The sequence below is a fragment of the Moraxella caprae DSM 19149 genome, assembly GCF_000426885.1.
In the GTDB taxonomy this organism is placed as follows: Bacteria; Pseudomonadota; Gammaproteobacteria; order Pseudomonadales; family Moraxellaceae; genus Moraxella; species Moraxella caprae.
Map to the genome: position 1 here is coordinate 1 of NZ_AUGF01000057.1, position 11,755 is coordinate 11,755.

Annotated in this window: 10 protein-coding genes; 2 read left to right on the forward strand and 8 right to left on the reverse strand. The window is 46.1% G+C overall.

Annotated elements, in window-relative coordinates; translation table 11 throughout:
* Positions 1 to 264 (forward strand): IS3 family transposase (locus tag K941_RS0111135; RefSeq protein ID WP_029103680.1); only part of this gene is annotated, 264 nt, incomplete at its 5' end.
* Between the two features lie 77 nt (positions 265 to 341).
* Here the strand turns inward: K941_RS0111135 and dapE are convergent.
* Entirely contained in the window at positions 342 to 1,520 is a 1,179-nt protein-coding gene (gene dapE, locus K941_RS0111140) for a succinyl-diaminopimelate desuccinylase (RefSeq protein WP_029103681.1), read from the reverse strand.
* A gap of 181 nt (positions 1,521 to 1,701) precedes the next feature.
* Here dapE and K941_RS0111145 point away from each other — a divergent pair, with 181 nt between their 5' ends.
* Positions 1,702 to 4,224 (forward strand): TonB-dependent receptor, encoded by a 2,523-nt coding sequence (locus K941_RS0111145; protein ID WP_029103682.1) that lies wholly within the window; start codon positions 1,702 to 1,704, stop codon positions 4,222 to 4,224.
* A 50-nt stretch (positions 4,225 to 4,274) separates the two neighbouring features.
* Here K941_RS0111145 and K941_RS17810 read toward each other — a convergent pair whose 3' ends face one another.
* The 7 genes from K941_RS17810 to K941_RS0111180 form a co-directional block, all read right to left on the reverse strand.
* Positions 4,275 to 4,520 (reverse strand): DMT family transporter, encoded by a 246-nt coding sequence (locus K941_RS17810; RefSeq protein WP_228130406.1) that lies wholly within the window; start codon positions 4,518 to 4,520, stop codon positions 4,275 to 4,277.
* A gap of 15 nt (positions 4,521 to 4,535) precedes the next feature.
* Positions 4,536 to 5,141 (reverse strand): DMT family transporter, encoded by a 606-nt coding sequence (locus K941_RS15665; protein ID WP_228130407.1) that lies wholly within the window; start codon positions 5,139 to 5,141, stop codon positions 4,536 to 4,538.
* Positions 5,142 to 5,172: 31 nt separating this feature from the next.
* Positions 5,173 to 5,778: a 2OG-Fe(II) oxygenase gene (locus K941_RS15670; protein WP_036388252.1), complete on the reverse strand. Its 606-nt coding sequence runs from the start codon at positions 5,776 to 5,778 to the stop codon at positions 5,173 to 5,175.
* Positions 5,779 to 5,812: 34 nt separating this feature from the next.
* Positions 5,813 to 6,550 carry an IS1096 element passenger TnpR family protein gene (locus K941_RS15675; protein ID WP_051226036.1) on the reverse strand — a complete coding sequence of 246 codons (738 nt, stop codon included), beginning with the start codon at positions 6,548 to 6,550 and terminating at the stop codon, positions 5,813 to 5,815.
* Between the two features lie 100 nt (positions 6,551 to 6,650).
* Positions 6,651 to 7,679, reverse strand: coding sequence for a transcriptional repressor TCF25 family protein (locus tag K941_RS0111165; protein ID WP_029103683.1), 1,029 nt, complete (start codon positions 7,677 to 7,679; stop codon positions 6,651 to 6,653).
* A gap of 74 nt (positions 7,680 to 7,753) precedes the next feature.
* On the reverse strand, positions 7,754 to 10,189 hold the full coding sequence (gene gyrB / locus K941_RS0111170; RefSeq protein WP_036388254.1) for a DNA topoisomerase (ATP-hydrolyzing) subunit B: 2,436 nt from the start codon (positions 10,187 to 10,189) through the stop codon (positions 7,754 to 7,756).
* 558 nt (positions 10,190 to 10,747) lie between these two features.
* On the reverse strand, positions 10,748 to 11,398 hold the full coding sequence (locus tag K941_RS0111180) for a histidine phosphatase family protein (protein ID WP_029103686.1): 651 nt from the start codon (positions 11,396 to 11,398) through the stop codon (positions 10,748 to 10,750).
* Positions 11,399 to 11,755 lie beyond the last annotated feature (357 nt).

An 11,755-nucleotide genomic window follows, 5' to 3' on the forward strand; every position in this document is an offset into this window, starting at 1 on the left:
TATCAACAAACTTTAAAGAACCATGGCATCACCCAAAGTATGTCAAGAAAAGGCAACTGTCTTGATAATGCTGTCATTGAGAACTTCTTTGGAACACTTAAAGAAGAAATCTTTTATGAACAAACCAAGTTTGCAAGCCTTAATGAGCTTAAAAAAGTAATTGATGAGTATATACACTACTACAATTATGATAGAATAAAGACCAAACTAAAAGGACTAAGTCCTGTGAAGTACAGAAACTTAGTCCTTGGTCAAACCACTTAGCTTTATTAACCTAACCTTTAATCTGGTGTTTAAGATTTGGGGGTCGGTTCATCACTCGCCCTTTTTATATGAGTTTCTTACGCAATCAGCCTTTCCAAAACTTTCCCATAAATTTGCGTTAATTTCTCCAAATCATCGACCGCCACTTTTTCATCTATCTGATGAATGGTGTCATTTAATACGCCAAGCTCTACCACTTGGGCATTCATAATCGGAGCGATAAACCGCCCATCCGATGTCCCGCCCGAGGTGGACAGCTTACTGTCCGTGCCTGTAACGTCCTTGATGGCGGACACCACCGCATCCACAAACTCGCCTTTTGGGGTCAAAAATGGCTCGCCTGATAAATTCCATTCAATCGTATAATTTGCTTTTGAACTCCCAAAATGCTTATCCAAAATGGCGTGAGTTTTTGCCTGTAAGCTCTCGGCGGTGTTCTCGGTACAAAAGCGAAAGTTAAACAGCACCTCCACGCTATTGGGTATGACGTTGGTCACCCCTGTGCCACCGCTCACGTTACTGATTTGCATACTGGTGGCAGGAAAATAGTCGTTGCCCATATCCCACTCACACGCCACAAGTTCGGCAAGGGCGGGGGCAAGCTCGTGCATGGGATTGACCGCCAAATGTGGGTAGGCGATGTGTCCTTGCTTGCCTGTTACAGTTAGGCGTGCGTTTAGTGAGCCACGTCTGCCGTTTTTGATGACATCGCCAAGCACGTTCGTGCTGGACGGCTCGCCCACCAGACAAAAGTCCATACGCTCGCCCCGTTTGGCAAGCTCCAAAACCACCTTGTGCGTGCCGTTAATCGCCACGCCTTCTTCGTCTGCGGTGATAAGTAGCGAAATATCGCCCTTGTGGTCGGGGCAAGCCCTGATAAATTCATCGCACGCCACACAAAAGCAGGCAATGGCGGTTTTCATATCAGACGCTCCACGCCCCCACAGATAGCCGTCATGGGCAGTTGCCGAAAAAGGCGGATACGTCCATAGGCTCTCATCGCCCACAGGCACAACGTCCGTATGCCCTGCAAAGCACAGGTGGGGGGCGGTGGGGTCAGAGCCTTTTTTCTTGGCGTATAGGTTTTTGATTTGGGCGTTTTTGCCGTTGTCATTTGGGTCGCCAAAATACAAAAATTCACAGTCAAAGCCCAAGTTGCCCAAAAACTCTGCCAAGATATTTTGGCAGTCAAAATCATGGGGGGTAATGGACGGCTCTTTTAAAAGAGCGGTGGATAGGGATAAGGTGGGGGTCATGGGTGCGATCTTGTCGGTCAATGGTTGATGGATAAATAAAAAGCAGATGTCATTGTAGCAAATTTTTACATAAAAGTAATGAGCTTTTATTTGTTATGTTATATTGTATAATTATATTTTTAAATGTTATAATATTACTTAATCATGTTATTTTTTAAAATATTTATGAAAAGGATAGGTCATGAGGACTTATAAAACGCTTTCTTGTGCGGTGCTAGCCATCTTAGCCAACACCGCTTTTGCTCATGAAACACCAAATGGTGAGCCTCACGTGGTTTTGGAGGGCATGCATATCACCCTCGATCGCAGTCCTGTACAAGGACATGCCTTTGTGGGTAATCAAAAAGCCTCTGACACCACCGTCTCCAAATCCAAACTCCAACAACGCTCCGCCACACTGGGCAATGCCTTGTCAGGTGAGCTTGGCATTCATTCAAACCCCTTTGGCGGGGGTGCGTCTGCCCCTGTGGTGCGTGGGCAAGAGGGCGTGCGTGTGAAGGTGCTTAATAACGCACTGGGCGTAACGGACATGTCAAATATCAGCCCTGACCATGCCGTATCGGTGGATACTTTGCTTGCCAGTCGGGTGGAGCTTGTGCGTGGGGCAAGTACGCTTATGCACGCAAATGCCTCGCCTGCTGGGGTTATCAATGTGGTGGACGCTAAGATACCCACTCGTATGCCGTCAGGGTTAGAGGGAGAGGTTTTAACTCGCCATACCACAGGCTCTAATGAAAAGCTGGTTACTTCATCGTTGGCACTTCCTATGGGGGAGCGTGTGGCGATGCGTGTGGAGGGCTTGGCACGAGATGCCAATCCTTATAATGTGCCTGCCATTAAGTTTGATGATGAGACCTTAAAATATTTGCCAGATTCTTATAACAACGCCAAAGTAAACACCATCGGCTTATCTTATATTGGCAATCAAGGCTATCTTGGCATTGCTCATACCTTACGCCGTGAAAATTATGGACTGGTGGGGCATAACCACAAATTTGATGAATGTTCAGCCCACATCTTAGAGCCTGATGCCAAGCTGGGGCGAGGTCGGCATTATCTGACCATTTATCCGCACCTGATGGACGACAGCGATATGATTGATGCCTTGCATTTTCATTGTGGTAATGACCACGAGGCAGATCCCACCCACAGCCACGACAATGTCTATGGGCATAAGCACAACCACAACCACAAAGCCCCTTGGCTTGAAATGCGTTCTCGTAGCACAAGCCTACAAGGCGAGTTAAACAACCCCTTTGTTTGGCTAGATAAAATCAAGCTAAACTTAGGACAAAGCGACTATAAGCACACCGAGTTTGATGAGGGCAAGCCGATTATGACAGGCAGTAAAGAGCGGTTTGTGCAGGGCAATCCTGTGTATTATGGCAATGACGCAAGGCTTGGCAAATTAAGTTTTCATCATACGCTGTTTGACAAATATGGACTGGTGTGGGGAGCGGATTATCAGCACAACCGCACACACGCCCTTATCCCAAGCATTAAGGAAAAACAAAGCAACAAGCGACCCTTAGTAGAAAACACCCAAGAAAGTTTGGGGCTGTTTGCCTTAACCAATGCCAAGTTTGGCAATCTAACGCTTGAAACAGGCTACCGCCACGAGAATGCCAAAATTGGCGTGCATTATGACCTAGATGAGATTGACCACACCCTAAAAAGTTTTGGCAGACGCATTCGTCAAGAATACCCCAACCTAACTCCCTACAAAAACCACGCCACTTCATACGCCATCACCGCTCTTTGGGACATTACGCCCAAGCTTCGCCTTGATACGACTTATTCGCACAACGAACGCATTCCCACACCGATGGAGCTTTATTATCACGGCAAGCATTTGGCGACCAATTCATTTATGTTTGGCAACAAAGCCCTGAACAAAGAAAAATCGGACAACCTAGAATTTGGGGCAAATTTTAAGGGCGATAAATGGAGTGTCAAAGGCAGTGTCTATGGCAATAACTTTGACAATTATATCCACCCAGAAAATCTGTATAAAGTTGGCAATCTTGCCATGAGACGCTTTACCCAGTCCAAAGCCAAAATTCGTGGGGCGGAATTAGAGATTGGCTATCAATTTAACCCCAATTACAAAGTATCGGTATTTGGCGACAAAGTGCGTGGCAGATTGTATGGATTTGACCCGATTTTTGTCGGCAACATCTATGGCGACCGACAACTGGTCGGTTACGAAGACCCAGAGGACTGTGGGTGGAGCAGAACGCACCCAGATTATGAAGAAGAATGTGCCATCTACAAACGCCCCATCATCGGTCAAGAAACCATCACACGCCCTGACCGCCACGCCCCTAGAATGTCGCCTGACAGACTTGGGTTTAGAATCAATGGCGAACACGGCAATTTTTCATCAAGCCTAGAATTTAGCAAAGTCTTTGCCCAAAATCGCACATCAGAGTCGGTTGCCGCCAAATACGACAGCGAATGCCCTTATCATAAGGCAGGGCGTGATAAATTATGTCCGATCTATATCAATGAAGATGCCACCAAAAGCTATAATCTACTTAATGTCGGCTTAGATTATCATCGTCATTTTGGCGATGTGGACACCACTTGGTCGTTGCGTGGCAATAATTTGTTAAACGAAAAAGTCTATATCCACAACTCATTTTTGCCCTTTGTGCCACAGCAAGGCAGAAATGTGAGTGTGTCGGTGAATATAAAATACTAAAGCCGATAAAACCCCCTTAAAATAAGGGGGTTTTAGGATTTTGATTGTCTTTATTGGGCTTGTTTTTGTTTAATCATCGGAATGACAGTCGATAACATCGCCGAGCCAATCACCAGCACGCTCCCAACCACCATCAACAGCGTCATCGTCTCGCCCAGTAGCACCATTGCCAGTAGCACGCCAAACACAGGTTCTAAACTAATTAACATGCCACTAATATGGGCAGGGGTTTTGGCAAGTCCCAAGTTCCAAAGCTTATAGGCAAGCCAGCTACAACACACCCCTAAGTATAGCACTGATAATAAGCCAAGCTAATTAAAATTTATCTGCCAATTTTTTACCAAAACCAGCGAGATGGGCAAGCATAACATCATACCCTGCACCAAGATGGTGGAGGTATAAACTTTGTTATCAAGCCTTGCCATCACTTCTTTGGCGACATATAGGCTAAGAGCAAAGCCTGCCCCTGCCAAAAAGACCAATATCAGTCCAAACAAGTCCGCCGCTCCATCGTCTTTTGAGCCTAAGACCAAAAGGCAAATCCCCAAAAATGCGATGGCACTTAACGCCCAGTCATAGAGAGCGACTTTGGTTTTAAAGAGTAAAAAGCCCAGCACCAGTACCAATATCGGTTCCGTCCCAATCACAACTACCGCACTGCTTGCCGAAGTGTAAAACAATCCCATAAACTGCATAAAAATACCAATAGGAAACATCAAAAAAGACACGCCCCACAGTTTTGTGCGAATGCGTTTTTCTATCAAAGGATATGTTTTGATAAAAAAGGGCAAGACAATCAAACTTGCGATGATAAATCGAAGTTCAATCGCCATTGCAGGGTCAAACATGGAATAGGCATATTTGCCTGCGGTAAATGAACTTGACCAAATTAATAAAGCGATGATTATATAAATCATGGTAAAATATTTTCAAATAATTGCAAAGTGATTATATCAACCTCTCATCACGCCGAAGCCACGTTGCAATAGAAAACCGAGTACGATTGGTGATTTCCACTTGGTGGAGCAGATTACTATCAAACACCACAAGGCGGTTAAGCTGTGGTAAAAGCCCGGTAGTCTCACCCGTTTTATCCACCACCGTTATCGCACCGCCATTGTCTGATGTCCAGTTATCATTTAAATAAAACACCGCAGAGATGACCCGCTCGTCTCGCCCTTTGGGGTTATCCGAATGCCATTTGTAGCCAAAGCCTGACGGATAGCAAGCATAATGGGCTTCTGATGAGCGAATGCCTGTGTACAGCGTGGCGTTAAAATACCGCCCAAGCTCGTCAATCGCCCCAAGGTACGCCGACCCCACAGGGCAGGACTCATCAATCCAGCGAATGCTGTCGCCACGAATGGCAGTCTCTCGCTCGCCGTGGGTCAGATGAGCTTGCCTGTATTCTATAAATCCGCTCTCGGCTTGTAAGGCGGTCAAGTCGATGGCATGAAAGACATCATCAAGCACCATGGTGCCTGTGGCGATAAAGTCGTCAAGTTTGGGGTCTATTAGGGTGTGCCAGTCGATGGCAAACGGTGTGGTTGTCATGGTGTATTCCTATGTGAAATACCAAATATCAAAATCAAATCCCGAGCATCTCCATCGCTCGCACAAGCTCGCTCTCGCCCTTGGCGGTCAGTTGTACTCTGTGCGTGAGACTCACACAAGGCTTGATAAGCTCTCTTTTTAGCATCTCATCGGCAATGCCTGCTTCCACCAAATCGCCAAAGCGGGTGGGATTGGTCGGGTCGCCCACGATAAGCATCATGGCGGACAACAAGGACAGCTCAAAATCCAGCTCAGGGCTGATGTTATTTGGGTCAAAGGGTGTATCTGCAAACTCGTCAGACTCATCGGCATATTGGGGTGGCATCTCGCCCACGGCTTTGATGACGATAAAGCGGTAGCTGTCAGCGTCATCGCTTTGGGTGATTTTTTCAATGCGAATGCGATGCAACCAATCATCACCAAAATCAAACCAATAATAGATGTATTCTTTTTCGGCTAAATTTAGCTCATCTAGCGTGGTTGATGTGGGGTAGATTTTGTTTTCGCTGACAAATAAGTCATCATCCAACTGCCAACTGCCGTTCAGTAGAACGTGTTCATGGCAATCATTAAACAGCTTATTAAAACTGTCCATTTTGCTCCGAGCGATAAAAAACTGCCAAAGATGTTCATCATGGCGTTCAAACAGGCGAAATATCTCTTGGTGTAATTCATCAAAGCGGATATTGCCCGACACTTCGACAATGCGGTGCAACTCGTTAATAGGATAATGCGGTTCTACTAAGGATATTTTTAGGCGGTAGGTGTTCATGGGGGCTTCCTTTGACGTTGTGGATTTAAGATGATTTTAAAATTTGGGCGTGTCGGGGCGAATCACATTGCCCAAAGGCACGCCCGCCCCATAGCGCCATTTATTTTTTGTTGAGTGATTTTGGCTTTTTGTCCTGCTCGCTTGTGTGCTGTTTTAGCCAGTCCAACGCATCTTTTTGCCAAAACCGCCCATACTGTTGCCAAAACTCATAAGCCTGTGCAGGACTGCCAACCATAATACCACCATGAGCATAGCCGTCTGATGGTATGGTGTGGCGTTTTTTTAATAATTCTTTGGCACACAAAGGAAACTCTTGGATGGCTTTTTTTAGGTATTTGTCGGCACTTTTTTGCCCCAATTGCCATGACGCAAACGCCACACCATAAACGATACTGGGGTCAAAATCATCGGGGTAGGTTTTGTATAATTTGATGACTTCTTTGTATTTTTTGCAAAATAATAAGGATTGGACATACTCATGGCGTATGCCTAGATTGTCGGTCGGGCAGGCTTTTAACAAACGCTGTTGGATAAACATCACTTGTCTTATGTCATGACACCGCTCCATGATTTCTTGGGCGTAGCGAGCGTAGGCACGCAGAAAGGGGCGGTTTTCAACAAATCCCCAGTGCAACTCATCTTTTTGCCAATCAAATCCTGCCTGTGCTAAGGCGTTAAGCCCAATGAGTACCGCCATGTTTAGTCGCATAAATCCTTTGTCTACAAACCAATCTGGGGCAAATTCGTAGGCGTTATACAAAAAGTCAATTCTTTGGGGGTATTTATCACAAAGTTTGTCTATCTTTTGGTAGGCTTTGTCTTCGGTTTTGGTGTTGTGGCTGTTGAATAACTCTTCTAAGGCGTTATCCATGTCAATGTCTGCTTGGGGCATGTCCATGCTAATATCGTCCAAAAAATCCTTGTCGGTCAGCATTTTTTCCATGAATAATTCAAAAGCTTTTTCTTCGGACTTGATGTCTTCTTTGTCCAATAACGCAAGCACCTCAGGCAATTCGTTTTGAAATCTTGCCATGGTTTGGGGTTTTGGTTCATGATTGTTGGCAGAATCATGATAATGAAACAGCCAATCACCGCCATCATTAGAAACATATGTAGAGCAAACTCTCATAACATCTCCTGTTTTTTAATCTGATTTTACAAAAGAGCGAATATCTCGCCCCATGTCATTAAGCCATTAAGTCATCACGTATCAATATCCGCATTCAACGCATTTTCTTCAATAAACACCCGTCTTGGCTCAACCTCATCGCCCATTAAGCAGTTAAACAGGCGGTCGGCTTCAATGGCATCTTCTATTGTGATTTTGAGCATATTGCGGTTTTCGGGGTCCATGGTCGTCTCCCAAAGCTGGTCGGCATTCATCTCGCCCAAGCCCTTATAACGCTGAATGGAAAGCCCACGGCGAGCCTCCGCCATAAACTGCTCCCACAAATGGTCAAAATCTTTGACCGCAAAATCCTTATCACCCCGCCTGATAAAGCTCTCATCGGTCAGTAGCGTGTTCCAAGTGCTTGATAATTTTAATAATTTGGCATATTCGCCCGAATTGACAAATAAGGGGTCAAGCGTATAATGCTGGGGCAGTTTATGTACAAAGATTGTGATTTTTGGCAAAAATGTTTGGGTAGTTTCATTGTCTGCACCGCCCACAGCCTCTAGGCTTACCTGTGGCAAAAGCTCGCTTGCTTTGTCATTTAGCACGTTTAGCAATTTGTCCGCCCATGCCTGCAACGCCACTTTGTCTTTTAGCATCTCATTTTCTAGCTTTGGCACAAAGGTTAGGGTGTCAATCAGGCTCTCTGGATATTTTTGGCTTAGGCGGTTTTTGGTGTTTTGAGCAAGGCTATAATCATTCAACAGACTCTCCAACGCCTCGCCACGAATGGCGGGGGTATCTTTACTCAAAAACAGTTGGTTGTCGTCAATCGTGGACGAGAGCAGATAAGATTTTAGAGCATCATTGTCTTTTAGGTACAGCTCTTGCTTGCCTTTTTTGACCTTATAAAGTGGGGGCTGGGCGATGTAGATATGTCCACGCTCGATAAGCTCTGGCGTTTGACGGAAAAAGAACGTCAGCAGTAGCGTGCGAATGTGCGAGCCGTCCACGTCAGCATCCGTCATGATGATGATTTTGTGATAGCGAAGTTTGTCGGGATTGTACTCATCCTTGCCAATGCCTGTGCCTAGGGCAGTGATGAGCGTGCCAACTTCGGCAGATGACAGCATTTTGTCAAAACGGGCTCGCTCCACGTTTAGGATTTTACCTTTTAAGGGCAAAATGGCTTGCGTTTTTCGGCTACGTCCTTGCTTGGCAGACCCGCCTGCACTGTCCCCTTCCACAAGGTACAGCTCGGACAAGGCAGGGTCTTTTTCTTGGCAGTCCGCCAATTTACCCGGTAGTCCTGCGATGTCTAGCGTGGTCTTACGGCGGGTCATCTCACGGGCTTTGCGGGCAGCTTCTCTTGCTCGGGCAGCGTCTAGGATTTTACCTGCGATTGCTTTGGCAGACGCTGGATTTTCAAGCAAAAACTCGGACAGCTTTTCGTGCATGACCGTTTCAACGGCAGATTTGACTTCGCTGGATACAAGTTTGTCTTTGGTCTGTGAGCTAAATTTGGGGTCTGGCACTTTGACCGACACAATCGCCACAAGCCCCTCACGAGCGTCATCGCCCGTTACCGCCACCTTTTCTTTTTTGCCGATGTTTTCGCTATCCATATAGGCGTTTAGACAACGAGTCAGAGCCGAGCGAAAGCCTGATAAGTGCGTGCCACCGTCTCGTTGGGGAATGTTGTTGGTAAAACAAAGTACCTTTTCGTTATAACTGTCCGACCACTGCAAGGCGACTTCCACGCCAATGCCGTCTGTACTTTGGGCGGTAAAATGAAAAATGTCGTTTAGGGTTTGTTTGCCGTCATTGATGTAGCCGACAAATTCGCCAAGACCGCCTTTGTGTTCAAAGATGTGCTGAGTGCCGTCTCGCTCATCGGTTAAGACGATACGCACGCCTGAGTTCAAAAAGGAGAGTTCACGCAAGCGTTTGGCAAGAATGTCATAATCAAAAATCGTTCCCGTAAAAATCTCATCGCTTGGATAAAAGCGAACTTCGGTGCCTTTTTTGTCAGTTTTGTCAAGGCGTTTTAGGGGAAAATCAGGCACACCATCCGTGTAGTCTTGGGTATGGGCGTAGCCGTCCCGCCAGATGGTAAGCATAAGTTTCTTAGACAACGCATTGACCACCGACACGCCCACGCCATGCAGACCGCCTGAGACTTTGTAGTTGTTGTCGTCAAACTTGCCCCCTGCGTGAAGCACCGTCATGATGACCTCGGCTGCCGACACGCCCTCCTCGGGGTGAATGTCCACAGGAATGCCACGCCCGTTGTCCGCCACCGACACCGACTCATCGGCATGAATGGTAACCAGCACTTCATCGCAATGCCCAGCGAGTGCCTCGTCAATGGCGTTATCCACCACCTCAAACACCATGTGATGTAGCCCTGAACCGTCATCGGTGTCGCCAATGTACATACCAGGGCGGACTCGCACCGCTTCTAATCCACGCAAAACTCGCACGCTACTGGCATTGTAGTCGTTGGTAGGAAGTTGCTCGCTCATAAAAATCCTTTGGCATACGCCTAATTCTTTGAAAAATGTGGGTTATTATAGCATTTTTTGCCCAAAAAAGCACAGCTAAAAGGTTTGGCTTGGCGATGATGTTTCACGTGAAACGCTATTTATATATGTAAAGCTAACAAAATTGAATTTTACTACGAAAAACGTTTGCCACAAGCTTGCCTGCGGGTCGGTTTCCGTCATGGTTCGACTTAGCTCACCACGAACGAAAAACCGTAGCACTTTTTCATTTTGTAGAGTGTATCATCAGTCCATTTATCAAGACAATCCATGGTGATAACCCCAAGACAACCAAGACAACCCAGCCAAATAACTTTTAGCCAAAAAACAGCAAAACCGCAAATAAACATTTGCGGTTTTGCTGTATAGGAGATGTTGTCCCGTATGTCCATAACTTCTATCCATAATATCAGCGTTCATCCGTATTGGTATGTCCGTGTACCCTCTCCTTGCTGATGAGTGTATTATGCCAAAACGGCAACCATAAGAAAATACGCAAAAATCGCAAAGTTTTGTCAGTATTCTCTTACAAATTCAAAATCAATCATCACCCCCAGCTCTCACCTTGCTTATTGTGCTGTGTCCGTCATCGCTTATCATCAGATAGACTTCACAGTTTTTGGGGCGGACGGCAAGTTCAAATTCTCTAAATTTTATCATATTAAACAGGCGTGGACACTCGCCCCCATGATAGCCAAGCATCAATTGCCACATGAGCATACCCAGCCACATACCATGCGTAAAGACCACATAAGTGCCGTCTGGCAAAGCATCAAACGCATCACGCACCGCCTTAACACGCTCTGCAAGGTTTGCAAAATTATCGGTTGTGGGGCTGTCGGTGTGGGTTTTGTCATTATTTGCCCAGTAGTCGTCCGCCATTTTGACGATTTGGGGTAGGGTCAAATCCTTGATATGCTCATAATCTAGGTAATTAAACTCTCTTAAATCATCAATCTGTACAGGGGTCATGCCCGTCCTATCCAAATAAGGCTGTGCCGTCTGGTGCGTGCGAATGTAGGACGACACAAAAACCTTATCAGGCGTAGGGACGTGCGTGATGAGCCAGTCCGCCACGTCTGTCGCTTGGTTTTGCCCGAGCTTGGTAATGGCAATCTTATGGTTTGGACGAATGGCGTGTCCTGCATTGGATTCGGATTGGGCGTGGCGGATTAGGTAGAATTTTTTCATGGCGGTTTGGGTTTGGACTTATGCTTGATTTTGGGACTGGCAGTGTGATGATTGTAGCGTGATTATCTGAAAAATGCAATGAATGGGCGTGGGTTTGGGCGGTGTGGTGTGCACTCTACAAGGCTAGCATACCTTTACAAACCCGTGGTAAACATCAAGTTTGTTTGGTGTAATTTTTTAAAATTAAGTGGTCGGATAGTCATTTTTCATGTAAAAAATAAGGCTCTGGTTCAAAAAGTATGCTACAAAGAAAACCGTTCGTGGCGAGCTTGGGAAACCTAACGGTTTTCCTACCCGCAGGCAGGCTCAGGGCGAACGGAAAACCTAGTTTGGCATACTTTTTAGACCACTACCAAA

Coding starts and splice junctions, on each gene's coding strand:
- K941_RS15670 (WP_036388252.1), bottom strand. CDS start 5,778: ATGACAACCACACCGTTTGCCATCGACTGGCACACCCTAATAGACCCC.
- gyrB (WP_036388254.1), bottom strand. CDS start 10,189: ATGAGCGAGCAACTTCCTACCAACGACTACAATGCCAGTAGCGTGCGA.
- K941_RS0111165 (WP_029103683.1), bottom strand. CDS start 7,679: ATGAGAGTTTGCTCTACATATGTTTCTAATGATGGCGGTGATTGGCTG.
- dapE (WP_029103681.1), bottom strand. CDS start 1,520: ATGACCCCCACCTTATCCCTATCCACCGCTCTTTTAAAAGAGCCGTCC.
- K941_RS15675 (WP_051226036.1), bottom strand. CDS start 6,550: ATGAACACCTACCGCCTAAAAATATCCTTAGTAGAACCGCATTATCCT.
- K941_RS0111180 (WP_029103686.1), bottom strand. CDS start 11,398: ATGAAAAAATTCTACCTAATCCGCCACGCCCAATCCGAATCCAATGCA.
- K941_RS15665 (WP_228130407.1), bottom strand. CDS start 5,141: ATGATTTATATAATCATCGCTTTATTAATTTGGTCAAGTTCATTTACC.
- K941_RS0111145 (WP_029103682.1), top strand. CDS start 1,702: ATGAGGACTTATAAAACGCTTTCTTGTGCGGTGCTAGCCATCTTAGCC.